23 protein-coding genes are annotated in these 26,140 nt (G+C 39.3%); 16 read left to right on the forward strand and 7 right to left on the reverse strand.

Translation table 11 applies throughout. The annotated features are described in order from the left end of the window. Positions 1 to 31 precede the first annotated feature (31 nt). Together OW255_RS07220 and OW255_RS07225 are read left to right on the forward strand one after the other, a co-directional pair. Entirely contained in the window at positions 32 to 1,354 is a 1,323-nt protein-coding gene (locus OW255_RS07220; protein WP_024836597.1) for a lachnocin radical SAM maturase, read from the forward strand. Positions 1,355 to 1,403: 49 nt separating this feature from the next. After that, the gene (locus OW255_RS07225; RefSeq protein WP_024836596.1) at positions 1,404 to 3,068 is read left to right on the forward strand and encodes a S8 family serine peptidase; all 1,665 of its coding nucleotides are present in this window, start codon (positions 1,404 to 1,406) and stop codon (positions 3,066 to 3,068) included. A gap of 139 nt (positions 3,069 to 3,207) precedes the next feature. Here the strand turns inward: OW255_RS07225 and OW255_RS07230 are convergent, their stop codons facing one another. The 5 genes from OW255_RS07230 to OW255_RS07250 all read right to left on the reverse strand — a co-directional run bounded on the left by OW255_RS07230 (position 3,208) and on the right by OW255_RS07250 (position 9,263). Continuing rightward, positions 3,208 to 5,796, reverse strand: a complete 2,589-nt coding sequence (locus OW255_RS07230; RefSeq protein ID WP_024836595.1) for an ABC transporter permease — start codon at positions 5,794 to 5,796, stop codon at positions 3,208 to 3,210. Next, the gene (locus OW255_RS07235; protein WP_024836594.1) at positions 5,793 to 6,479 is read right to left on the reverse strand and encodes an ABC transporter ATP-binding protein; all 687 of its coding nucleotides are present in this window, start codon (positions 6,477 to 6,479) and stop codon (positions 5,793 to 5,795) included. Before OW255_RS07235 ends, OW255_RS07230 begins: the two co-directional genes overlap by 4 nt. Before the next feature lie 80 nt (positions 6,480 to 6,559). Beyond that, a complete protein-coding gene (locus OW255_RS07240; RefSeq protein ID WP_024836593.1) occupies positions 6,560 to 7,549 on the reverse strand; it encodes a sensor histidine kinase in 990 nt (329 codons plus the stop codon). Beyond that, positions 7,536 to 8,222 carry a response regulator transcription factor gene (locus tag OW255_RS07245; RefSeq protein ID WP_268116163.1) on the reverse strand — a complete coding sequence of 229 codons (687 nt, stop codon included), beginning with the start codon at positions 8,220 to 8,222 and terminating at the stop codon, positions 7,536 to 7,538. The genes OW255_RS07240 and OW255_RS07245 overlap by 14 nt, the downstream gene beginning before the upstream one ends. A gap of 156 nt (positions 8,223 to 8,378) precedes the next feature. Beyond that, a complete protein-coding gene (locus OW255_RS07250; RefSeq protein ID WP_268116164.1) occupies positions 8,379 to 9,263 on the reverse strand; it encodes a LysR family transcriptional regulator in 885 nt (294 codons plus the stop codon). Positions 9,264 to 9,433: 170 nt separating this feature from the next. Between OW255_RS07250 and OW255_RS07255 the strand changes: the two genes are divergently transcribed. The 5 genes from OW255_RS07255 to OW255_RS07275 all read left to right on the forward strand — a co-directional run bounded on the left by OW255_RS07255 (position 9,434) and on the right by OW255_RS07275 (position 14,239). Beyond that, positions 9,434 to 9,976 (forward strand): flavodoxin family protein, encoded by a 543-nt coding sequence (locus OW255_RS07255; protein ID WP_268116165.1) that lies wholly within the window; start codon positions 9,434 to 9,436, stop codon positions 9,974 to 9,976. 173 nt (positions 9,977 to 10,149) lie between these two features. Next, the gene (locus OW255_RS07260; RefSeq protein WP_268116167.1) at positions 10,150 to 10,932 is read left to right on the forward strand and encodes a TIGR00266 family protein; all 783 of its coding nucleotides are present in this window, start codon (positions 10,150 to 10,152) and stop codon (positions 10,930 to 10,932) included. 295 nt (positions 10,933 to 11,227) lie between these two features. Then, complete coding sequence (locus tag OW255_RS07265) at positions 11,228 to 11,698, forward strand: flavodoxin domain-containing protein (protein WP_268116168.1); 471 nt, start codon at positions 11,228 to 11,230, stop codon at positions 11,696 to 11,698. A gap of 78 nt (positions 11,699 to 11,776) precedes the next feature. Continuing rightward, positions 11,777 to 12,226 carry a YaiI/YqxD family protein gene (locus OW255_RS07270; protein WP_268116169.1) on the forward strand — a complete coding sequence of 150 codons (450 nt, stop codon included), beginning with the start codon at positions 11,777 to 11,779 and terminating at the stop codon, positions 12,224 to 12,226. Between the two features lie 162 nt (positions 12,227 to 12,388). Further along, positions 12,389 to 14,239 (forward strand): glycoside hydrolase family 3 protein, encoded by a 1,851-nt coding sequence (locus tag OW255_RS07275; protein ID WP_268116171.1) that lies wholly within the window; start codon positions 12,389 to 12,391, stop codon positions 14,237 to 14,239. Between the two features lie 86 nt (positions 14,240 to 14,325). Here the strand turns inward: OW255_RS07275 and OW255_RS07280 are convergent, their stop codons facing one another. Continuing rightward, positions 14,326 to 14,667: a winged helix-turn-helix transcriptional regulator gene (locus OW255_RS07280; protein WP_024836583.1), complete on the reverse strand. Its 342-nt coding sequence runs from the start codon at positions 14,665 to 14,667 to the stop codon at positions 14,326 to 14,328. A gap of 154 nt (positions 14,668 to 14,821) precedes the next feature. Between OW255_RS07280 and OW255_RS07285 the strand changes: the two genes are divergently transcribed. The 6 genes from OW255_RS07285 (at position 14,822) to OW255_RS07310 (ending at position 18,357) form a co-directional block, all read left to right on the forward strand. Then, entirely contained in the window at positions 14,822 to 15,148 is a 327-nt protein-coding gene (locus OW255_RS07285; RefSeq protein WP_268116172.1) for a cupin domain-containing protein, read from the forward strand. A 44-nt stretch (positions 15,149 to 15,192) separates the two neighbouring features. Next, entirely contained in the window at positions 15,193 to 15,573 is a 381-nt protein-coding gene (locus tag OW255_RS07290; RefSeq protein ID WP_024836581.1) for a VOC family protein, read from the forward strand. Positions 15,574 to 15,579: 6 nt separating this feature from the next. Continuing rightward, complete coding sequence (locus tag OW255_RS07295; RefSeq protein WP_268116174.1) at positions 15,580 to 15,990, forward strand: iron chaperone; 411 nt, start codon at positions 15,580 to 15,582, stop codon at positions 15,988 to 15,990. Positions 15,991 to 16,220: 230 nt separating this feature from the next. Further along, positions 16,221 to 17,159: a phosphotriesterase family protein gene (locus tag OW255_RS07300; protein WP_268116175.1), complete on the forward strand. Its 939-nt coding sequence runs from the start codon at positions 16,221 to 16,223 to the stop codon at positions 17,157 to 17,159. Positions 17,160 to 17,192: 33 nt separating this feature from the next. After that, positions 17,193 to 17,732 (forward strand): GNAT family N-acetyltransferase, encoded by a 540-nt coding sequence (locus tag OW255_RS07305; protein WP_268116177.1) that lies wholly within the window; start codon positions 17,193 to 17,195, stop codon positions 17,730 to 17,732. 28 nt (positions 17,733 to 17,760) lie between these two features. Further along, positions 17,761 to 18,357, forward strand: coding sequence for a hypothetical protein (locus OW255_RS07310; protein ID WP_268116179.1), 597 nt, complete (start codon positions 17,761 to 17,763; stop codon positions 18,355 to 18,357). 78 nt (positions 18,358 to 18,435) lie between these two features. On the opposite strand, the gene OW255_RS07315 is transcribed toward OW255_RS07310, so the two are convergent. Next, positions 18,436 to 19,038, reverse strand: coding sequence for a lysozyme (locus OW255_RS07315; RefSeq protein WP_268116180.1), 603 nt, complete (start codon positions 19,036 to 19,038; stop codon positions 18,436 to 18,438). 258 nt (positions 19,039 to 19,296) lie between these two features. On the opposite strand from OW255_RS07315, the gene OW255_RS07320 reads away from it, so the two are divergent. The 3 genes from OW255_RS07320 to OW255_RS07330 all read left to right on the forward strand — a co-directional run bounded on the left by OW255_RS07320 (position 19,297) and on the right by OW255_RS07330 (position 26,099). Beyond that, positions 19,297 to 24,162, forward strand: coding sequence for a leucine-rich repeat protein (locus tag OW255_RS07320; RefSeq protein WP_268116182.1), 4,866 nt, complete (start codon positions 19,297 to 19,299; stop codon positions 24,160 to 24,162). Between the two features lie 152 nt (positions 24,163 to 24,314). Then, positions 24,315 to 25,157 (forward strand): AraC family transcriptional regulator, encoded by an 843-nt coding sequence (locus OW255_RS07325; protein WP_268116183.1) that lies wholly within the window; start codon positions 24,315 to 24,317, stop codon positions 25,155 to 25,157. Positions 25,158 to 25,169: 12 nt separating this feature from the next. Further along, entirely contained in the window at positions 25,170 to 26,099 is a 930-nt protein-coding gene (locus OW255_RS07330; protein WP_268116184.1) for a transglutaminase-like domain-containing protein, read from the forward strand. Positions 26,100 to 26,140 lie beyond the last annotated feature (41 nt).

The following is a 26,140-nucleotide window of genomic DNA, read 5'->3' on the forward strand; positions in this document are numbered from 1 at the left end:
AATAACTCGCTTGAGAAAGGATATTATAAAGATGTATTTAGCTAAAATTATTAAGTCAAGTGGAAACACTTATATTTATGACGCACTAAACAATAACTTTGCTGTTATTAACTCAGAGGCTGATATCCTAGATGATAATAATTATGAAGATTTTTTAATAAATAACGATTTTAGGGATGTAAAAAAATATTCTGAGTTTGAATTAATTTATCCCTATAGCAAAGAAGAATTGAAAAATATGTGTCTCAGTAAAATAAAAAATATGACATTGGCACTTACGGAGCAATGCAATTTAAGGTGCAAGTACTGTGGATATATGCCTAAATATATGGATGATGATCATAAATTAAAAGATATGCCTAAAGAGATCGCATTTAAAGCAATTGACCTCCTTATGATGAATTCTCATGATAGTGAAGTCTGCAATCTTAGTTTTTATGGGGGAGAACCTTTGCTTAAGCTGGATCTTATAAAGGAGTGTATCGATTATATAAGCAATAAGTATCCTTTTAGAAAACCTTCTTATAACATTACAACCAATGCAGTTTTATTAGATGATAAGGTGGCAGATTTTATTATCGAAAATGACATTAAGTTAAACATAAGCTTTGATGGCCCCAGAAAAGATCAAAACAAATACAGAGTTGACTGCAATGGAAATGATAGCTATGAAAGGGTAAGTAAAAATGTCCAGGCTCTTTACCGGAAAGATCCAAAGTTTTTCAGGGAAAGCGTTACATATAATGTTGTTATGTTTAAAGGCGCAAACAATGATCTATTCCAGTCTATTGATAATCTATGGAAATCTAATGTTAATATGATAGATCTTTTCCCAACAGAGTATTTTATGAGTGTGAGAGATAAGAGCGATGATAGTGATATTAATGAAATGATTGATGTGAAATCCTACGATTTCGCTTATAGAACTATGCTTAAGGGGATGAAAAAGTATCACAATTCATTAAAGGGGCCAGCTTATGGCAATGCCATTCTTCCCGGAGGTTTTTGCGTTCCTGGCGTAAGAAAAAATTTTGTGACAACAGACGGTAAAATTGTAGTTTGTGAAAAAGTTGATGAGAGCAAGGAAGTTTTTGAAATTGGAGATGTTTACAATGGCATTGACAGCAATAAAATAGATCGTTTGGTAAATCAGACTTTAAAAAGCTTAGAAAAATGCAAACATTGCTGGGCAGCTAAATTCTGTAAAATTTGTTTTAAAGATATTTTGGATAACAATAGCGATTTTTGTGAAAAGGCCAGAAAAGGTGTGGAAGGCGAGTTGGGATACTATCTAGAGCATGTTAATCATGACAGAGACTTAGTTAATTATGTGGAAAATATCTCTCTGATTTAAATACGAGACAGAGGTAAGAGAAAACTAAGATTTGATAAGGAGTATAAAAATGAAGGTTGCGTTGATTGATACCGGGGTTTCTAACAAGAATATCAATAACAGGCATAAAGTGAGGCATTTTTCTTTATTGAATGAAGAACTGGTAGAAGTGTACCAGGAACCCAAAGATTGCCATGGTACAGATTGTTACAAGGAAATTGTGTCAAATACGAAATATGAAGATATTGATATTATTGATCTAAATATAATGGACGAATCTGGAAGATTAAACATATCTCATATTATAAATGCAATGACGAAAGCGATTGAGGAAAAAGTTGATATTATCAACATCAGTCTAGGCCTGACCGTATATTCACAGGAATTAAATGATATATGTGAGAAAGCAGTACAAAATAATATTGTTATATTATCGGCGGCATCTCATGCCAATACGATTTCATTTCCTGCTGATTTTAAAAATGTAATATGTGTAAAAGTAGATCAGCAGCAAACGGAAGATATTAAAACAATTGATCATACCACCATCTCCATTGCAATGAGAGATTTTATTATTAAAGAAAATGATACTGAATTTGATTTTAGTTCTTCCAGTTTAGCGTGTGCCAGAGTATGCGGCTTTTTTTGTAATGAGCTCAGCCATATGTCTTTGAATGATAAATTTAAAATACTGCTTCAAAAATATAATATTAATCCTTTTCTATCAGACGATATTGGCTATCAGATGAAATTAAAAAAGAGTGGAATAGCTGAAATCTTAACAAACCATCGAGTGGCAGTTGTTCTTTTTCCTGCGAATGCCCTTAATCATATTGATAAAATTCTTATAAACGAGAACATAGTAGCTTATTACGACCATGAAAGGTTTGATTTTTACAGCATTCAAGATGATAATCCTACAAAAGATTTTGATGTTATTATTATTTTAAATACTGCCTACTTTGATTTGGAAGTGCCAAAAAGTATAAAAGAAACATATAGCAGCTATCAAATAATATGTATCGGTAATTTTTTAAATATAGACGATAACAAATATCTGTATCAATATAGTGACTTTGAATCTTCTGAGATCTCTGTTTTAGAAAAGCCTGTTATTGCAATTACAAGCTTGTGCAGTGGATTAAATAAAACAGAAGTTCAGTCCTCCTTGTTAAAAAGTTTAAAGGAGGATGGATTAGAAATAGGTTCCATTTCAAACAATCCTATCGGGTTGCTTTACGATGCAAATATATTTGATTTTCCAAGCGAACTTAAGTTTCCCAATATTGTTTATTCTATTAATAAATTTATGTATCTTAATGAAATTAATACGGATATGGATGCGTGGGTACTTAATATTGGGGGAGCAATCGGTCAGGTTAACAGCTTAAATACATACAATTTTGGAAAACTTGCTGATGCTTATTTTTCTGCCGCAAATATTGATGTAGCTATTATGTGTGTAAATCCTTCTATCGACGTCTCTAATTTAGAGTTACAGTTATCACACTTGTATAAGCATGGAATAGAAACTGTATTTGTTGTTCTATCCCATAATGATATTGATGCTACGACGATAGATTATAGAGATGGCTTACAGACATACTGCATTGACGATGTCAAATACGGAGATGCTTATGAGTATTTAAAGATGAATATCAAGGAGAGTGTATTCACTTTAGAAGAGGTTTACAACGGATTACTTTATGAGAGTATCATAGAAACATTAAGCTAATGCATACGAAATTTGTCTTTATGGTGTGGGTTTGATATTGGCTGAAACAGAATCAGATAATAAAGGACTGGTAAAATCGGTATAAATACCGTATGTTACCAGTCCTTTTTACTAATTCTTTCATAGTAGTTCTTATGAATTAAGTCATATCATCTCGAAGTGCATCAATAATATTTTCCCTCTGGATTCGGCGAATGGCATATAGCATTGTGACAAAAACGATAAATAATACGCTGATTACACTAATTGCCATACTACCCCATGGAAATACAAAAACGAAATTATCGATCTTTTCTACAGAGACCAAACCTAGGTAAATCAGCCACGATATGATTCCTGCTATAGGAAGTCCGAATATCAGGGCTCTCATGCCATAGAAAACACATTCAAAATTCATCATTTTATTAAAATCACGGTCCGACATCCCCACGGAGCGCAGCATAGCAAGTTCCCTTCGGCGAAGCCTGATATTTGTGGAAATGGTATTGAACACATTAGCAACTGCAATCAGGGAAATCATAATGACAAAAACATAGGTAAACACATCAATAACAAATGTTAAACTGCGGTACTGTTCAACAATTTCGTACACGTTATATAAAGTATAAGGAGATGTAATTCCAGCATTCTGGATAATGGACTCCATTTCTGCTACTGTTTGAGTGTGATCTTTTGATAGAAAAGAGAGGCCTGTAATGGAATGTATATCCGGGGCTTCAAATCTTTCTTTGAGAGAATAGGGAGCCACCACCATAAATACATATGAACTCTTTTGAGATTGCTGCTTTGGAGGAGGGTCCACAGGGTACGTATCGGTGAAGGTGACATTTATAGTTTGATCATGCTCCGAACTTGTTTTGTTGTCTCTTTCAGGAGAGACATGTAAGGTCATGGAATGACTTGCAAATAGATCAAGTGGTTCCTTTGGCCCATCGTTCTGCTCCACTCGCTGTTTGGCAACTGCAATTAATTTTCCATTCTGCCCGGAATATTCTTCTGGAGGCAGCCCCAGTTTCTTAATAAAATGCAAATATTCACCGTCTTCAATAAATTGAATGTCCGTTGGAAATGAAATCGTTTCATCGGGAGTGGTAACTCCTCTGTATTTCCGATACGAGTCAGATAATTCACTCTCTTTGACTGTGGAAGTATAGGAATAAACAGTCTGATAGGAGCTATCGTAAACACCGTCTGTGCTTTTTAGCTTGTCATAAAGCTGAAACATTTCACTGTCATCCATATTTTCAGCCGTTAAAAGGATATCATAATCAATGTCCATGATTAGCCGGTCTGAGAGCCGTTTTAAGGTGGTTCGAAAAGCACTTCCTGATACGAACAGAACCATGCTTAAAACAAGTGAGAGTACAATGCTGCGATAGCGTCTCTTGTTTCTTTTGAAATTTTTAAGTGCTAGTGTGCCTTCTAATCCGTACATACGCTGAGCGAGCAGAGAGGTTTTCACTGCTTTTGCTTCCGTTTTAATCTCGTTGGTTTGACGAATGCTCTCCACAATGGGAGTATTTGCGGCTTTCCTGGCAGGGATATAGGCGGAAATCAGTATGGTGATCAAACTGACCACAGCTGCTGCTGCTATTGCTGACAAGGAGACAGACAAGCTTAATGGTACGGTACTGTAAAGGATGCTTTTAAATTTCTCTGCTACAATAGGAATCACAAGTCCAATACTACCTATGCCTGCAAGAATTCCAATGGGGATACCAACGATACCAATGCAAAGGCCTTCAAATAAAACTGAATTTCGCAACTGCTTTGCCGTTGCACCCACCGATGAGAGAATACCGAACTGTTGCGTGCGTTCATTCAACGAGATATAGAAGGAATTATAAATTAAAAAAATCGAGCCTACCATAATGATAGCAACCAATATTGCGCCAACCGTGTAAAGGAGAGCGTTAAAAAGCTTATTGTCCGAAACGCCCATGAAACGCAGAATATAATCATTGAAAACAAAATTCTGTGTTCCATTTATGTTGTTTGTGTATGCCTTAATCTGACGGGGGTTTTTAAGAGTGACAAACAGGCTGTAGCTACTTGCCGAATTCTTGGCATCATCTTTGGTGATCAGGGTGTAGCCCGGTGCGGAATGCTCCTCGAAACCTGGTCTTTCATAGATTCCCACCACGGTGTACATTTTTTCTGTGTTTGTCACAAGCGCTTCTTTTGCCTCACCCGGCTTCTCACCGGACCGAAAGGCATCGTGCTGGCCTAATCGTTTATTTCCATCCATTCGGTTTCCAATATCAAGTAACATGGTGTCGCCCACCTTGAATCTTACTCCGGCCTTTGCAGCTACATGAGATGGTATGAGAATCTCGTTGCTGTTTTCTGGAAACTGGCCGGAGATCAGTCTTACAGGCAAAACATCGAAAGTTTTGTTGTTGAATCCTGCAATAAAGAGATATGGCTTGTCGGGACTTTTACTGCCGTCAAGCGTTGCATAGCCTATGTTTGTGAACTCTGCTGTATCTGAAACGTAATTGTTATTTTTCTGCGCTTCTACAAAAGAGGACGTAACATCTAAAAGTTCGATGTGCCAACCACCGTATTTCGCGATAGAGCTCTTGATCAAGTAATTTAGCAGGGAAGTGCCAAAGGTAGCAATTGCTGTAATCATAGCGGTGGATAGAACCACCCCTATGATTGTCACGATAGTTCGTGTCCGGCTTTTTTTCATACTTTGCAGAGTGACCTTGTTAAATATATTCATAACCGTACCAACCTCTCATCCCGTGTGACTTTGCCGTCAGAAATTCCAATGATGCGGTCTGCCTGTAAAGCGATATTCTCATCATGGGTGACGAGTAGAAGGGTTTGCCCATATTTCTTATTGCTTTCTTTCAAAAGCTTAATTATCTCGTGTCCATTACGACTGTCTAAGCTTCCCGTAGGCTCATCAGCGAGCATGACAGCAGGGGCGTTCATTAACGCTCGACCTATAGAAACACGCTGTTGCTGACCACCCGAAAGCTGATTGGGCAGATGATTCTTACGTTCTTCAAGACCGAGCATGTGTAGCAGGTCATTCAGCCGTTCATCATTGATCTCTCGTTTATCCATCAGGATGGGCAACGTGATGTTTTCCACCACATTTAAAGTCGGAATGAGATTGTGGAACTGGTAAATCAGTCCGACCTGCCGCCTTCGGAAAATGGCCAGTTTTTCATTGCTTTGAGCGTACACATCCTGCCCTTCCAGATATACTTTTCCGCTTGAAGGTACATCCACGCCCCCAATCATATGTAGCAATGTAGATTTTCCTGAACCAGATGAGCCAATGATTGCGGTAAACCCCCCTTTTTCAATTGTGAGTGAAACGTTGTCAAGGGCGGTAACCTGGTTTTCACCCTTTCCGTAGACTTTACTTAGATTTTCAATCTTTAGAAACTCCATGAGTTGAGTCTCCTTTCATCTTTTACCACTATCTTAAAACCCGCAGCTTACATCCCCGTGACTTTTGAGTGAGAGATTCGTCACTTTGGAAAACGGATAGAAAAGACCGCCCCGCCATTTGAATGATTTTTGGCTGTGATAGAGCCACCCTGGTGGGAGACAATCATCTTACAGAGAGCCAACCCAATTCCGTAACCCGTTTCCTTTTGATTTTTCCCACGATAATATCGGTTAAAGAGGTGTGGTAGATCTTCTTTGTTAAAGCCTTTTCCGCTGTCATGAATTTCAATCTGGGCATGTAATGGGGTGTCCGCACAAATAATTTCAATCGTTCCGTTATCGCCTATACTTTCAATGGAATTTTTAAACAGGTTTTGAATGGCTTCAGAAAGCCAACTTAAATCTCCCCAGATCATCATTTCCTTAGGCGCATGTATTTGGAACTCTATGTTATGAAGTTCCATTGAAATCAGGAATGGGCGAAGGGCGTTTTTTAACAGGTTATTTATATTGATCGGTTCCCTTTGAAAAACGACAATCCCAGCGTCCAGGCGAGATAATTTCAGGAGAGATGTAATCAGCCAATCCATGCGGATAAGCAATTCTTCTGTTTCCCGTACAAACGCTTTTTGTTGGTTTTCATCAGGATTATTGGCTAACAGTGAAAGAATGAGGTTTGCAGACGTGAGTGGGGTTCTAAGCTGATGGGCAATGTCGGCAAGTGAGTTGGCAAGATTTTCTTTTTCCTTTTTCAGTGCGTCGTTTTGTTCCCGAATACGCAGCATCATTTTAGATATCTCACTTTGAAGAATGGATAACTCGCCTTCTTCAGTTTTGTTAATTGAAAGCTGGTCAGCGTTGTGAAGAAGAAGATCAATCTGTTCCGAGATTCTTGCAATGCTTTTATAACGTGCTCTTGTGTAAAGCCCAAACAATGTACCGAAAGTAATGGAAGAAGCAATTGCTAAAATTCCTGCAGCAGTACTGAACCTAAAGCCAAGAAATACGTAAACGGTAGCGATAAAGAAGAAAAATATGATAAACTGACGAAATTCTCTATTTCGTAGCATACTCATCCCCCAATCGATAACCCATACCGCGAACCGTGAGAATTATTTGAGGGTTTGCTGGATCTTTTTCTATCTTCTCTCGTAGACGTTTTATATAAACGGTCAATGTATTGTCATGGACAAACTCACCAGCTGCATCCCACAATTCATCTAGGAGTCGGCTTCTTGTAATAATACTTTTAGGATTGCTGATGAACACCAGCAGCAAACGGTATTCTAAGGCGGAAAGAAAAACCTCATTCCCCTTTTTTTTCACAACGCCGCTTGCCGTATCCACATGTAGCTCTTGTATCTCAAAATCTGTTCCCAACCGCTCGTTTTTCCGCAAAGCAGTTGCAATCCTTGCAATTAGTTCACGTGGACGAAATGGTTTGGTGATATAATCGTCAGCCCCCATGTTAAGACCAGTAACAACACTTGCCTCATCTCCGGATGCAGTAAGAAATATAACGGGAATATTCTGTATTTCTTTAACCTCTGTGCAAACCGTAAAGCCATTACCGTCTGGCAGTGAAATATCAATTAAAGCCAAGTCAAATTTATTATCGCTAATAATAGCAAGGGCCTCATTTCGCGTAGGGGCATGAGTGACTGTAAATCCTTCCGAACGAAGCAAGAGTGTTAGATTTTTGGCGATTGCGTTATCATCCTCAACTAAAAAAATTCGTTTCATTCCTGTTTTCCTCCCCTAACGTTATCCCTTAGCTGCCATTTTGTTTTATCCATCTTCTTCGCAGTTAAATTTGTTACGATATCATTCAAATGAAACACCTCCATAAGACCATTGTATTTCTTTTAACAGAAAATTACAAGTTTTGTCTTTTGTGTATCACCAATTCACATTCTTGCATATGTCTAAAAATGCCTCCAGTGAGGGAGAGAGCCATTTGTCTCTGTGATGAACCACCTGAACGTATAGTTCTAATTTTTTTCCTTTCCAGTCAAGAATGGAAAGCTTACCTGATTCCAGTTCCTGTCGAACGGCGTATAACGGTAAGACTGCAACTCCAAAGCCAAGTATGGCAAATTGCTTTAAATCGGAAATACTTGCTGTTTTCAGCATAATTCTATATGATTCATTTGCTTCTTCCATGACGGCCTGGAAAATATTCTTCCAGCAACTGCTGTGGGAAACCAAAAGCATGGGCTGGTCAGATACGTCATGGGGAAGTATATGTTTTACGTCTATTAGAGGGTGATTTGGGGAAACAAAAAAGCCCAAAATTTCTTCCTCGCAGATTTTAACCGTAAGCTCTGGAACATTCCAGAGTTTGTCCAATAGGACTGCCACATCAATCTGGTTTTCGTTCAGCCACAATTCCAATTCATCTGTGGAACCGATTTTAATATGAAATTCCACCTCTGGAAACTGTCTGCGATATTCTTCTAACAGCTTCGGTAATTTCACAGAGCAAACCGATTCATTTACCCCTATGGTCAGTATTCCATGTGGAGAATTAGAATGAGAGAGTGAGCCTTTTGCCTTTTCCCATGAAAAAAGCAGCTGTCTTGCGTCAGTCAAAAAATGTTCTCCTTCTGGAGTGAGAGAAACCTTTTTGCCTAATCGGTCAAATAATCTCACACCCAACTCTTTCTCCAAAAGCTGAATTTGAGAGGTAATTGTTGATTGGGCATAACCAAGCTGTTCCGCCGCCTTTGTGAAGTTATGAAGGGAGGCTACTGTTACAAATGCTTTCAGTAAACGTACGTCCATGCTCATAATCCTTTCATCGAATATATTGATAATAATAATAGAAACAATCAATTTTACTGATTAAAAAAATCATGTTAGTATGATACCACAGTTGGGAGGTAAAAAGCAACGCTGCTTTAACTGTTGAACTTTACAGCGTCTCATATCTTGAAAAAAGGGGGAAATTAATCATGGCAAAACGAATTGTTTTACTGAATGGAAGCCCAAGAAAAAATGGGAATACAGAACTTTTAGCAAATGCATTTATAAAGGGAGCTAAGGATAGTGGAAATACTGTAACCAGTTTTCATGTAGGAAGAATGAAAATCAGTGGTTGTATGGATTGTAAATATTGCCATTCTCATCCTGGGGAATGTGTGCAAAAAGATGACATGCAAGAAATTTACAATGCTTTATACCGCGCGGATATACTGGTGTTTGCAAGTCCGGTTTATTGGTTTGGAATGACAGCTCATATAAAGTCAGCCATTGACAGAATGTATGCTGCGTCCTACAAAGAAATGCCCATCACATCTACCGCACTGCTGGCTGTTTATGAAGATACAAATACCGACACAATAAAACCAACGATCAGTCAATATAAAGCCATGATACAATACTTAGGGTGGAAGGACTGTGGAATTATTACTCAATCAGAGGTTTTGAATAAGGGGGATATCGAAGGAAAACAGAGTTTAACAGATGCAGAAAATTTGGGAAAGAGTATACAGTAAAGAATACTATCGTCCGATATAGAATATATGATAATCGAGGTTACCATGAAAGCATATCGGGACTTAAGTTCCCCTGTGGAACTATTGATAAAATAGAGTTGCTTTAAAGCCGTATAGTATCCTCATATATCCATAATAATAGTTTAAGAAATGCGAAGGCAGGAGGATTACTTATGAATCACGAAATTGATTATGAGATTATCGGTCATGAAATGCAGGTAGCTGAGATTGAGCTGGACCCAGGAGAGAGTGTAGTTGCAGAAGCTGGTGCCATGATGTATATGGATGAGGGGATTTCCCTGGATACGATTTTCGGAGATGGCTCAGATAAGAGCAGTTCAAACGGGTTGATGGGGAAGCTCATGGGAGCAGGAAAACGTCTTTTGACCGGGGAAAGCCTGTTTATGACGCTGTTTACCAATCAGGGCTATGGAAAGCAGAGGGTCGCATTTGCTGCTCCATATCCAGGCAAAATTATCCCCATGGATTTATCTGAATATGGCAATGAGCTGATCTGCCAAAAGGATTGTTTTCTATGCGCCGCCAAAGGCGTTTCCATTGGAATAGAATTAACGAAAAAGCTGGGGGCCGGTTTTTTTGGAGGAGAAGGCTTTATTTTGCAAAAGCTGGAAGGCGATGGTATGGCTTTCGTTCATTCTGGCGGCACCGTGATACAGCGTCAGTTAGCCCCAAGAGAAAGACTTCGGATTGATACTGGCTGCCTGGTGGCCTTTACAAAAGATGTCACCTACGATATTCAGATGGTAAAAGGCGTGAGATCTGCTTTGTTTGGCGGAGAAGGATTGTTTTATGCAGTGCTTTCCGGACCTGGAACGGTGTGGATTCAGTCTCTGCCATTTAACCGGCTGGCAGCTCGTGTTGTCCAGTCCATGCCTTCCCAAGGGGAGGAAAGCTCTCTTGGCGGAAGCATTGGGAATTTCTTAAGCGGACGATAAGCAAAATGTATATGATTTTTTTATGGTTCGGTACAGGTTTTTTCTGTACCGGACTTTTTATATGGTCGGTAAAAAAGCATAAGACTTTTAATAGTTCTGTTAAATTATGGATAATTGATACTTGCTGATGAGATATACACATGTTAAAATGAGAGTGAAAATTTTATGTTTCATTCTCATTTACAAGTTTATCAACAAGACAATTCATAAAAACTCACATCATGACGAAGTAATCTAAGTTATAAATCCTACAGTACGAAACCAAAGGCAAATATTAAATATGGAGGTTTTAATTATGAGTACATTAATTGCATATGCAAGTAAATACGGATTTACAAAAACATGTGCCGAGCATCTGGCTAGAACGCTTGGTGATCAGGTGGAACTTTGTGATTTAAGCAGCAGTCAACCGGATCTTAAAAAATATGATAAGGTCATTATTGGTGGTTCTGTTTATGCGGGGAAAATCAGAAAGCCCGTGACGCGCTTTTGTTTGGAGAATTTAAAAGACCTTACAGAGAAAAGGTTAGGGCTTTTTATCTGTGGAATGGCAAAGGAGGAAGATGCAAAGAAGCAGCTTGAGGCCTCCTTTCCAAGGGAGCTGTTGTCTGTTGCGGCCGCCAAAGAATCATTGGGCGGGGAATGCAATTATGATAAGATGAATTTCCTGGAGAAATTTATCATGAAAAAGATAACCGGCTCCAGTCAAAGCCAGAGACATATGGCGGAAGATAATATAACACGTCTGGCCAGTCAGATGAAGTAAATGAATGACATTTTTGCAGATTTCATTCCTGTTTAGGCGGAACAGTTTCATTTTTGTAAACATGAGGAGGAAGAGGGAATGAAAATATACGTGGATGCGGATGCCTGTCCTGTGGTCGGTATTGTTGAAAGAGCAGCAAGGGATCATAAGATAGAAGTTTGTCTGCTGTGTGATACCAATCATGTACTGCAGTCTGACTATAGTGAGATAAAGATCATCGGGGCAGGAGCGGATGCCGTGGACTTTGCACTGATAAACCTTTGCAGGGCTGGTGATATTGTGGTAACACAGGATTATGGTGTGGCGGCAATGGCGCTTGGAAAGAATGCTTATGCCATTCATCAGTCTGGAAGATGGTTTACCAATGATAATATCGACCAGCTATTAATGGAACGGCATGTGGCAAAAGCGGCAAGAAGGGCAAAATCAAAGCATCATATAAGCGGTCCAAGAAAAAGAACGCAGGAAGACGATAAACATTTTGAGGAATCGTTCCGTAGGTTAATTGCCTATGCAGTGGAATCATAAGGCGTCATCAAACAAGCTTTAGAATCTCAAAATGTAATTGGGTATCATGGCTGAAAGAAATAATATATTTGAAATGGTATCACATTGTTACAGTTATTCCGCCATTTTAAGGGGAATGGTTTTTGGTTTCTGAAACATATTATAATGAGGGGGAAATTAGGGATGAAGCGTAGGTTCATTGGGGTATTTTTGATGTTGTCACTTATTTTGTCGGGGTGTGCCGGGAAGCAGGTCAATTCTGGGGAAACGACGATAGAGAGCACAGCTGTTGCATCAGATAACAAGGAAAACAGTACTTCCGTAGACGATATTCTTGCCAGATTAACCTTAGATCAAAAAGCCGCCCAGATGGTACAGGGGGCGATTTACAATGTATCAGATGAGAGTATGAAAAAGAACTGCTACGGCAGCATACTTTCTACCTTTGGTGAGAATTCCTTTAATGCCAACGAGTGGAAGAACATGATTCTTAAATATCAAAAATACGCGGTGGATTCAGAAGCTGGCGTCCCATACATATATGGAAATGATGCGGTTCACGGGGTCAATACCTGTGAAGGCGCGGTCATATTCCCTCATAACATTGGTATTGGTGCTGCCAATAACAAAGAATTAACGTACCAGATGGGCCTGGCTGTAGCAGATGAAGCAAAACTGACAGGCATGCTTTGGAGCTTTTCTCCCTGTTTAACCACTGCCATGGACCCAAGATGGGGGCGCACCTATGAAAGCTATTCCTCCGAAACAGGTATTGTAACGGAGCTTGGAACTTCATTTGCCAGGGGGTTAATGGATGGGGGAGTTCTTCCCTGTGCAAAGCATTTCTTTGCTGATGGAAATGTCTTGTACGGAACAGGGGAAACACTGGACGGTGAAAAAAGACTCATCGATCGTGGAGATGCCAAGCTGACAGACGGAGAGATTAAGGAGCTATTAAAGATGTATCAAGCTGCAATTGATGCTGGTGTCAAGACCATCATGATCAGCCACAGCAGTGTAAACGGAGTTAAGATGCATGCCAATGAAACCTATATCTCCATGCTTAAAAATGAAATGAATTTTAAAGGCTTTATCGTAAGCGATTGGGACTCAATCCACAATATACCCGGTGATAATCGAAAGGATCAGACCATTACTGCAATCAATGCCGGAATTGATATGCTGATGGAGGCTGACGAATTTGAGGATTGCCGGAAATATATTGTTGAAGCAGTCAATGAAGGCAAGATATCCAAAGAACGTGTAGACGATGCGGTGAGAAGGATTCTGACGGTAAAGAAAGAGATGGGAATCTTAGATGACCCTATGATGGAAAAGGTAACAACAAAGGAGAGCAGCGTAGGTTCTAAGGAATACCGGGATCTGGCGAGAAAACTGGTGGAAGAAAGCCTTGTCTTATTAAAGAACGATAATTCCATACTGCCCATTAAAAAGGGAACCAAGGTATTTGTAACCGGGCTTGCAGCCAATGACGTGGGAGTACAGTGTGGCGGCTGGACCATTACCTGGCTTGGAAACACCGATGCAGGAAACAGAAATCATAAGTGGATACCAGAAGGAAAAACCATCCTGGACGGTTTAAATGAGCTGGCGGCAGAATATGATCTGACGATTATCACTGATCCGGAAAAGGCAGGAGAAGCTGATCTTACCTTATTATGTCTTGGAGAAAGGCCTTATGCTGAATGGAAAGGGGACAGCACCAGTATCAGTATTACCAAAGAATCCGGTCTCAGCACCAATGCAGATGCAATCCAATTGGCTAAAAGCTTGAATCACCCTACCGTGGCTTTAATTGTAGCAGGAAGAAATGTAATCATCACTGATTATATGGACCAGTGGGATGGAATTGTTATGTGTTACCTTCCAGGAAGCGAAGGGAATGGCGTAGCAAATGTGCTTACGGGAAAGAGCAGCTTTAAGGGAACTTTACCTATGCCATATTACTCACGGGTAGAAGATATCAGAACAGATAAAGTGTTGTTTCCAGTGGGATTTGGATTAAAGTATTAAAGATATTCTTGTATATTAATTTTGAATAAGTCAAAGGGAATGCTGGTGTTATTTTCTACACCAGCATTCCCTTTATCCATGAAAAGCTATTCCTCTTTTTGCTTTTTGAGATCAATGAGCTTCATATGCTCTTTTCCCCAAATGTTCATTTCTTCCATTATGGGACTTAGGGATTTTCCAAGCTCCGTAAGGGAATATTCTACCTTTGGAGGTACTTCAGGATACACATTTCGTTGAATGATTCCATCGGCCTCCAGCTGGCGAAGCTGTTGCGTCAGCATCTTTTGGCTGATGCCATTGATTCCTTTACTTAGTTCGATAAAACGTTGTGTGCCGTTGTTAAACAGATTTCTCAGAATCAGCACCTTCCATTTGTGGCCGATTAAGTTTACAGTATGCTCAATGGGGCATGATTTATCACAAGGCATTTCTATTCACTCCTAAAAAAGATCAGTTTCACTTACCATATGGTTAGTATAACACAAAAAAGTGCCTTCTTGCAAAAGGTTTGTAACTTTATTATAGTAAGTCTACAGAAAGAAATACCCATAAATACTAATAAACTTATAGGAGGTTTTCCAAATGGAAAAAATAAATATTAATGATATTCTTGAATTTGCAGCAGATAGAAGTGCACGTAAGGCTCTTTTTAAAGAGGGGCATTTGGACTCAGGACTTTTGCTATATGCACCAGGTCAAACCACACCGGATCATAAACATTCTGACATTGATGAGGTCTTTTATGTAGTTTCTGGTGAAGGTACCATTACCATAGATGATAAAGAAGTACTTGTAAAGGAAAAAGATGTCATTTTCTCACCTAGTGGCGAGAAACATGGATTCTATAATACCAGTTCGGATAACTGGGTCGTACTGCAAATTAAAATTAATACGGGTAAAATGGATTAAATGAAAGAATACTAAACCAGGAAAGAGTAAAGGAGGTCAATATTATGTTTACAAGAATAGACCATGTTGCGTTATCTGTAAAAGACAGAGAAAAATCCATTGACTTTTATGAAAAACATTTTGGATTTAAAAAATATTATGAGCACGATGTTCCAGGAGTATCTGATCTGGAAAAGGTAGTTTACTTGCAATTAGGTGATACTGTGTTAGAATTTGAACACTGGACAAATGGTAAGGAGAACAAGGGATATCATTTTTGCCTCATCAGCGATGATTTTGAAGCTGATTATCAAAGGCTAAAAGAGGCCGGCATTCCGGTAATTACAAAGCCACATATTCCAGAGCCCAGAACACCAAAGGAAACAGGCTGGAAACGAGTTGTTTTTCAGGGGCCAGACGGGGAAATGATTGAGTTTAGAGGATAAGAAACTATGTGGAAATGTCCAACATGCGGAAAAGAATTTGTACGTCAAAACGAGAATCATACTTGTGAGGAAATAGAAAAAACAATCGATGCCTATATCAGTGCCCAGGCAGAGGCGGTTTGGCCGTTATTGCATCAGGTTCGCAATACCATAAGAACTGCTTTGCCAGAAGCCCAGGAACGAATTTCCTGGCGAATGCCTACTTATTGGAGCGGACATAATATCATCCATTTTGCAGCATTTAAAAAGCATATCGGGGTGTATCCCGGGGAAGAGGCAATCGTGCATTTTGCAGACCGATTGACCGAATTTAAAACCAGCAAAGGTGCAATACAATTTCCTTATGATAAGCCCCTGCCCCTGCCACTGATTGCGGAGATTGCAACATGGTGTTATAAAAGGGAGATCAGCAAATAACTTATTAAAGGGGGGGAAAGGTACAGTCAGGCTCTATCAGTATTCAGAGCCTGGCTTTTTTCATTGGAGAACTCTCATTGAAACTCTTTTTTTTATGTGTTATGCTTACCATAACACGTGAAAGTAGCAATAAAAAGGTGACTTCCCTGACATACTTATGTCAGAGTTTATTTGTTATGATGAGAGATATCATAAATAAATCTGAAGGAAAAGAGCAGGGAGGAAGTAATATGATTTATACAGTTAGAGGGCCAATTCATAAGAGTCAGCTTGGAGTTACATTAGGACACGAACATATGAAGTGGGAAGACGATGAGTCTCATGCAAATACCATGTATCTTGATAAAAGGTATAAGGAAGAGGAAATTCTTTCCGATAAGAATTACATTTTGCCAATCCTACTTGATATGAAAGCGAGAGGTGGAATGAGTGTGGCAGAAGCTTCCCCTCCTATCGGTGGTCAAAATGTCAGGTTATTAAAACTACTATCCGAGCAGGCAGATATACACATCATCCCCTGTACCGGATGGAATATGACAAAAAAGCTTTATGACGTATTTCCCATGCAGTTTGAGGAACAACTGGCAAACCGCTGGATCAAAGACTTTAAGGATGGCCTGGATACCATCGATGGGGTAGTCATTCGTCCTGGACATATAAAGCTGTTGTTAGATAAAGGAGATTTGTCAATGGCAGATAAAGGGATGCTGGTGGCAGCCGTTAAGGCCAGTAAGGAAACTGGTCTGCCCATACATTGCCACATCATGGAGGCAAAAATGGTTCTCCAGGTTATTCAGGTACTAGATGCAGAAGGCGCAGATTACCATAAATTTCTCTGGGCTCATGCGGATAAGGAGGCTGATAAGGTAATTATAAAACTGGCAGCAGAAAAAGGAATGTGGTTGGGGATTGACAGTATAAGAAGGGGGACAAGTCCTGTAAAGTATGAATTATTAAAGAATATCATATCACTTAACTATGGACACAAAGTACTGCTTTCCCAGGATTACGATTTTTACTCGGAAGGGAAAGAATCCTTAACAACTCACCCCTGTACGACCATTTTTGATGAATTTATTCCTTATTGTGCGGAACATGGGATTGATAAGCAGGTAATCATAGGTATGATGACTGAAAATCCCGCCAATTTTTACGATGTGAAAAATTAGTTTTATCATCCAGAATATTAAGGGAGAGCGGACATGATCATTGATAAGACAAAGAATGGAATTGAGGTAAAGCTAAGGCTTCCAGAAGAAACAGATTCCAAAAAAATCATAGAGTTCTATAAGCAGGTTGGCAAAGAAACAACCTATTTAGGCTTTAGCGATGGAGAATATCAGGTAACAGAGGAACAGCAATCAGCAAGTATTAAGGAAATCAATGCCTCTCGTAATAACCTTATGATACTTGCCATGGTAAATTCAGCTATCGTCGGAATAGGAACCATATCCTCAAATAATAAGAGGATGAAAAGTAAGCATGTTGGCGTACTGGGCATTGTTATAAAGGCAGAATATTGTAATATGGGGATTGGTTCTATCTTAATGGATTATTTAATTGAGTGGTGTAAAAGCAACAAGGAGACTGCCAAAATCAGTCTGACTGTAAGAAGAGATAATCCAGTGGCAATTGCTTTATATGAGAAGTTTGGTTTTGAAACAGAAGGGATTCTGAAAGGAGAAACTTACATTAATGGAAGGTATTTTGACTCCGTTGTTATGGCACTCATGATTCCATGATAAGATGAAAGTAATATGGAGGGAAAATATGAGACGAAAAGCAATGATACTAATATTATTATCTATGATATCTGCCAGTGTGGCCGGATGCAGCAGTGCTTCAATGTCAAACAATAAGCCTGGGCTGGAAACTTCAATGGAGGCAAGCACATCATCGGATATGACTACTAATACATCAGAACCCATGATAGGAAGCAAAGACCTGGATCCTGAAACAGAGAAATTTTTCTATGGAACCTGGGAGATAGAAAAATTATTGGGATTTGCAGATTCTTATAATGATGCATCGGAATATCCAACAGGGCAAAAGGTCATAGGTGATCAGATTACCGTTGATAAAGATATTTTTTCATCAAAGGGATTTGAAGCTTATAGTGCGTATCAATTTAAGATGGAAAACCCGGTCTATCAAATCAGAGAAATTCATTATAATGCAGATTCTTTTTATAGAGTAGATAAGATTGATTTACCAAGTTTAAATATGAATGACCAGATAAAGGTATTGAGTGTATCTGACCCATCTACGGGCCTTGCTATTCCTATAAGCTTCCTGGATGTAAATAATACCAGACTGCTTCTGGTATTAGAAGCAACGGTATTTGAACTTAAAAGAGTGGCAGAGTAGAGAGCATAATTAAATTGTAAGATATCAAAAGAGGAAAGGCCAGCCAAATGACTGATCTTTCCTCTATGATTTTGATGATTACAAACTATACACAGGATACTTATGTGTGTATTTCATATCTGTACAAAATAAAGTTGCCTCTTTATCTCTTCTGGTTTTTAAATTTTTGTCATAAGAGAATGCCTTGCTCACTAATTTAGAGCAGTTATCACTTTCCGTTGTTGAAAGTTTTTTTGTGTAGGTTGGATATATTTTGGGATCTTTTAGCATGGTAACAACATCGTTGGTCTTTAATACTCCAGAGCCTGCATTAAATGTTAATGAGACGAGAGCATCGAATTGTTCCTGGGAAAAAGAAGAGCCGGATGGAAGTGTTAGATTATTTACTGCATCAACCGCACTCTTTGTATCACTGGTGAAAAAAGCATCTGCTTTCTTCTGCGTAATTGGAGAGGTATAATCTAAGCCAAGAGACTTTGATAATGCATCTGCTTCTTTTTGTGTCAGCAGAGAGTCCTTTGGATCACCAGTTTTATTTTTTGTATATACTTTACTTTTTGTAATTAAATGTCCCCAACCAACGGTTGGATATCCTTTTGGATCACCATAAAATTTCAAACTAAAGCCTTCAGATTTCTTTATTATATCCGCACCTTTTGTTCCTAATGAGTTAGTTGCCATAATTAATCTCCTTTACATATTTGAATTTTGATATGAGGTTTTGAATGCATTCACTATGTAAAAAGTAATTTATATGAAAAATGTAAACACAGTGGATAAGGTTTCACAGATATTTTAGATGGTATCCGTATTTGATTTTATTGACCTGTCTGTTTATTCTTTGTTGATTGGCGTGCTGTATAATGTTGCATGTATGTTAAAAGGATACTGGCTGTTATTTACGGCCAAGAAAACCGCCATTTATAAGGAGGAACAGATATGAAAAAAGACAAAACTTCCCAGCGGGTCATGGCAATGACCTTGTCCATTGTCATGGTGCTGGGAACGACGCCATGGAATGTGCTGGGATATCCACTCTCAACAGAAAAAGGCGGAGAGATAATCTCATTTCAACCATTGGAAAAGGATTTAAAAAAACAAACAGTACCCTTAGGTACCTCAATGGAAGAATTGAATCTACCGGATACATTATGGGCAACAATGCTTGCACCGACAGATAATGGTAATCCTTATCAGCCAGAGGAGGAGCTGACAGAAGCAACTCCAAGTTTTGCAAGTAACAAGTATAATGAATTTTTGGAAGAAGAACAGGAGTACGATACTGGACAACTAAAAGAATATGAGGTTTCCATTCCAGTGACCTGGCATTCAGAGCCAGAGTATGATGGCGAGCAGGAGAGGGATTATCTTTTAACGCCAGAGCTTTTGAGTGATTACACATTGGCAGATGGGTTACAGATTCCTGAGATTACTGTGACAGTAGATGGTTCAGTTTTGTCAGGTTCTTTGAATGCAAAGGGGAATAATTTAGCTGGAAAGCAGCCAGAAACTGGTGATGGATGGACTCTCGAGGACGGAGTGCTAACCATTGAAAGTGATGTCTACATGATGGATTGGGCTTATAATGAAGATATAAAAAGAGTTGTGATAAAAAGCGGTGTGACTAGAATAGATGACTTTACCTTTTTCAATTGTACAAACTTAACAGAAGTTGAAATTGCAGAATCAGTTACAAGTATTGGTAGTCAATCATTCGGCTATTGTACTGTTTTGGAACAAATACAAATGCCTAATTCATTGATTAGCCTTGGCATTGGAGCTTTTGTAGGTTGTACAAAATTAGTTAATGTTCATATACCTGCTTCTGTAACTAGCATGGGCAATTATGCATTTGCAGACTGTACTGCTCTGAAAGAAGTAACATTTCTTGGAGAAACGCCCCCAACATTCATAGATAAGTCTTTATTTTATTCGTGTACAGCGCTGAAACATATCTATGTTCCCACAAAAGATAGTGTAGCAGCATATAAAGCCATGAATAACTTAGCAGAGTATGGAGATTTAATATCAGTTGAAAATGAACAAACCAGCATTGTAAAGCGTACAGCTGGTCTTAATTTTAATAGTGCAAATATAGATTATCAAGATAAAAATGGTGATGCGGTTACTGGTAATCCTTTGGACAATGATATTGTCAATACCAGTGAAGGCTGGGCATGGTATCGCTATGAAAATGAGGCGCTAGGCTATTCAGCAAAAACATTGGTACTTGATGGAATAGATTTAGAGACACATGATCAGACTGCTCTTGAGCTTCCCTCTGGAAGCACCATCGTACTTGCTAATAAAAGTGAAAATATAATTAGTACGGCGAATGAAGGTTATGCCTATGGTATTGATGTCGTTGGCAATCTTACCATAGCAGGGAACGGGAAACTATTCATTACAGCTGGGAATGCTAGCGCTTTAGGAAGTATCGGTTTGTTTGTAACAGGATTATTTTCATTAGAGAGTGGAACTGTATTTAGTAAAGTTTATGGTTCTAATATCTCTGATATAAATTCAGCCTTTTTAAAGAATATGAACCCAGATATAAAAACATATCACAACTCGGGGGATGATTACGATCTACCTGTGATGAGAGACATAGGAACTTATATTCTAACTTATCAAAGTGGAGGTTCCATCCTTCGGGCCACTGACGTCATGTTTGTAAATGGTATGATATCAATACCATCGGCTTTGGTAGCTGACAAAACGGTGTCAGGTATAACTGGAACTCCCCTTTCAGAGGATAGTACGATAACAATTTCCCTGACAAATGATGTATATTCACAGATAGAGGAAGGAGAAGACGTATCTGACTGGTTTAGCTTCTTGCCGATGGGCGTTACAGCAAAGGTGAAAAGTCTGGATTCGGAATCAGTTGTGAGCATTATATTTTCTGGAACTCCAGGTGAAGTGTCTGACGATGTCATGGAAATCACGATTCCTGCAGATAAAGTAATGAGTGAAAGCAGCCTGACGGTAACTTCCAATGATCAGGCAAAGTTTGATATTGTAAAAGCTGGACTGCGTAAAGAGCCCCTGAATTTACTGGATAGTGAAATAAAATACCGAGATGTCAATGGCAGCCTGGTGAGTAAGGATCCGACGAAAGAAAACATTACTGATACCTCCGAAGGCTGGAAATGGTATCGAACAGCCACCGGTTCCTATGGGGATAATACACTGTTACTGAATGGTATAAACCTGAAAACTTACGATGCCTATGCCATTAGTCTTCCTGACAATGCTGTTGTTTTACTGGAGAATGGCAGTAACAACACTGTAAAAAGTATCTATGAAGGATTTTCTGGCAGCTTTGGCATCTATGGAGATGGGAATCTGACAATCAGAGGATTTAACGGCATATTAAATGTGACGGGCGGTTTTTCTACTAATTCTAATTACCCAAGTGCAGGAATTGGAAGCGTTTCTTCTGTTACTATTCAGGGTGGTATCATAACCACCGAAGGTTTCCGTGGCTCTTGGCGTAACTATGGTATTTATAGCGGCGGCAGTGAAAGCTCTCAGGGTGTATTTCTTCAGGGAGGAGAAGTAAATGCAATTGGACAAAATGCAACAATGCTTAGCTGCGGCATTTATTCTGAGGGAACGGTGTCATTTTCAGGTGGTACTGTATATGCAAGCTCAGGAGAAGTGAGTAATTCAGATGGAAAATCTCTTGCCGTTTCTTCGGTAAATGGGATAATAGAAAATGGTGTGGCTGCTTTTCAAAAGGTGGAAGATACATATACAAAAAATGTGTCCATAACTCATAATGATGGGTCATTTTATAGTTATATTTTTGACGATGCCAGACAGGCTACTGATATTAGGGTATTAAAATCCCAATTTCCTGTTAACAATGCAGGAGGCACAGCGACAGTTGCTTATCCTGGAGAAGACATTGATCTTACTGCAATCGAAGGACTATTTTCGTTAGATAACAATGCAGGCCCTCCCACATATACAGTGGAAAAAGGCGGTACAGGAGAAGGGAGCATTACAGGAAACCGGCTTACAGTTACAAAAGCAGGAACTATTCATATTGGACTTGTAACCTCAGAAACAGACACCCATCAGTCAGGGCAAAAGGTGACAGGTGTACTAACCGTGAACAAAGGAGTACAACCAGCACCAAAAGGCTTAAATAAAAGTGACGTAACTGCCATTGGAGGTAATGACGGTAAAATCACAGGTCTTCTAGCGAATCAAACATATGAATATAAAAAAGATGGTGGGTCTTATGTAACAGTCAACTCCAACGAATTGGGAGAGATTACAGGACTTTTTGCAGGCACCTATGTATTGCGCCTGAAAGGCAATGATCTCTATGATGCTGGTGAGGAGTCAGAAGCTATCATAATAAAACTTCCAACACCAAATAAAAGCTCTGAAGGAAGCAAGGGAGGAAGTTCTTCCAGCTCCCAGACCAAACCAACGGCACCTGTTACCGGATCAGCAGAAAATAAAGCTATCATAGATAATAAGGGAAATGCAAGTACAACGGTGACGGATAAAAATATTACAGATGCCATCGTAAATGCCAACGCAGAAGCTTTAAGAAGAGGAGTAAACGCAGGTGAGGTAACTGTGGCAATCCGTGTTTCCGCAGATGGAACAGATGCCAAGGAAATTACTATAAATCTCCCTAAAACAACACAGCAGCAGATTTTAAATAATAAAATTTCCGGTGTAGAGCTAACGATTGAAAGTCCTGATATTGTAGTTGGAATGAACCATACAGCAATTGAGGAAATCTACCGTCAGGCCAATGGGGATGTGCAGATAATTGCAACTAAAATAGACAGCTCAAGTCTTTTAAAAACAGCAAAGGATGCCATTGGTGGCCGCCCGGCATTTGATTTCAAAGCCAGCTATGAGAGTGGAACGGGAAATGTGACAGATTTTGGAAACGGTACAGTTTATGTAAGTATTCCGTATACTCCCCAAAGCAATGAAATGGTTGGACACTTATATGCCGTTTATGTAGACAGCAAGGGAAATGTTAGCCGTGTTCCTGGATCTGCCTATGATGTTAATACAAAAAGTATCATTTTTACCACCAATCATTTCTCCGTATATGGAATCAGCTATGAAGAGCCAGCTGCTATGATAACGGACACTTCACTTCATTGGGCGAAAGATTCCATTGATTATGTGGTAGGAAGAAGACTTCTGGAGGGAACTTCAGCAACTACCTTTGATCCGGATAAGACCGTAACAAAGGGAGCCGTGATAACAGCTCTTGGAAGGCTTGCAGGATTAGATGCATCTATATCTGCTATAGAATGGGCAAAGAATAAGGGAATCATTCTGTCAAACGAAAGAGAGCAGTTTGCACCGGACAGTACTGTTACCCGTGAAGAAATGGCAGTTCTATTAGCAAACTATGCCAAAGCCACAGGTTATAGCCTGCCTCTGAATCGTGATGCAGTAGCTTATTCCGATGCTTCTAACATTAGCACCTCTTATAAAGACTCTGTAAAAGCCATGCAGCAGGCTGGCATTATAATGGGTGAAGCTGGCAATCAATTCAACCCGAAAGGGAATGCCACCCGTGCTTTAGTTTCTGCTATGCTGCATCGTTATGTAAAATTGACCATTCATTCAGCTACCGCAAGGGGCTGGGCTATAAACGATGCTGGACAAAGCATGTATTATAAGGACGGTATCGCGGTATCTGGAAAATGGTTTACAATAGAAGGGAAATATTATTATTTTAATGCCGATGGTTCCTTAGCAAAGAACACTAAAATAGACGGCTACGAGGTTGATCAGGACGGCGTGAGAAAATAGAATCATAAGAAGCTGCAAAGGGCCTGCTGAATAAATCAGTGGGCTCTTTGTTATTAGATGTTTTGCTTCATGTTTTTTCCTTAAATATGATAAGATTCATCGAGATAGGTTTATAAAAAAGTGCTATAATTTTTTTATAGGGAGGTGAGAAGATGCATAATAGCCAGTGTCTGCAAAAAGCATTGGATTACATTGATAGCAATATAACAAAAAATCTAAACCTTTATGACATATCTAATGCAGCAGGATTTTCCGTACCTCATTTTTATAGACTTTTTAAAAGTCTTACAGGGGATACGGTATATGCCTATATCTTAAGATGCAGGTTGTCTATGGCAGCCAGTCAGTTAATAGAAAACGATCAGCCTATTGCTGAAATTGCTTATAACTACGGATTTGAATCTCATGATGTATTTACACGAGCATTTCGAAGAATATATGGAATTACTCCAATTAAGTACCGTAACAGTAAAGGCGTACCACCACTAAAAAGAAAAGAAGTGCTGAGTGGGGAATCAATATCAGATAGTCAACAAATGAAATTTAGCATATTACACTCAATCGGTTTTTATGTTATAGGAATGGAAAGACAGGCCCGGCAGTGGGATAGTGATGGGGCTGTCGGCAGGCTATGGAATGATTTTTTAGAGAGGGTGGAGGAAATAGAAGAAGCATCAAGGTCAAACGTCATGTACGGCATATGCGAACATGAATTCTGCAATACAGAATCATTAAAATATATGGCAGCAATTGGCGTTGACAAGGTGACCATGATACCGGAAGGTATGATTAAAAGGTACATAAAGCCCCACTGCTTTTTTTCTGCTTCTGTTCCAGATTCTATCAGTGTGCCAGACGCTTATGCCGGAGCCTTTGGCTATGCAAAGAGCTTGGGTTATAGTATAGAGGACTACGATACAATTGAAGTTTATAACCATATGTTCTATGACCCTGAATTCTATAGATTTCAGCTTCTAATACCGATCCGGGAATAGAATGGAGGTAAAATGTCAGATATTTTGAACTATTATAAAGAGCCAGGTCTGATTACACGTTTAGATAAATATAAGTATTTCACTGATTGGCTAACGGATAATCCCAATGCAATATGCCAGGTGGTTCAGGGGCTTCTCCTACATGATTCCTGGGTTAGTATGTATGGGGAAGATTATATTAAGTCACATGAATATGGACAAAAAACGGCTTATATGGAAGATATACTGGACAAAGCTCTTGAGCTGGACACAAGCAATTTTTCCATACCACGCCCTCCACGAAACCGTGTAATCGCATGTTGCAGGGAATTTGCTACGTTAACATGTGCGATGCTCCGTGCAAAAGGAATCCCTGCAAGAAGTCGTTGCGGTTTTGCAGCGTATTTCGGCTGGAATGGTCAATATGAAGACCACTGGATATGCGAATATTGGCATGGAAACAGATGGATTATGACAGATCCTCAACTTGATCCGTTTCAGGAAAGCATGATTATAGAATGGTCGGTGCAAAGAAATAAAAACTTCAATCCTCGAGACCTTATGTCTGATGAGTTTATTCCCGCAGGTCTGGCCTGGAAGCTTTGCAGGGACGGGAAAATAGAAGAAAATCGTTTTGGAATTGGTTGTCCAATTAAGCCGGAATGGGGGATTCATTCCCTGCATGGTCTTTGGTTTGTGCGGGGACAGTTGTTAAGAGACTTTGCTGCACTTAACAAGATAGAAACGGTTCCCTATCTTGTTAGAATAAGTAAGGGGCTTGACTGGAAGCCGTGGCGTCTCATTGATAAAAAGGATGAGGAATTAACAGAACAGGATTTACTACTTCTTGATACCATAGCAGAACTATCTATAAAGGCAGATGACCATATGAATGAAATATGGGACATGTATGAGTCAAATCATGAATTAAGGGTTCCGGCTGAGATAATTATGAAAGGTTAGGTACAAATATCCCTCTTCCTATAGACGAACTAATGATTTCT

The sequence above is a fragment of the Lacrimispora xylanolytica genome, from assembly GCF_026723765.1.
GTDB lineage: Bacteria > Bacillota > Clostridia > Lachnospirales > Lachnospiraceae > Lacrimispora > Lacrimispora xylanolytica.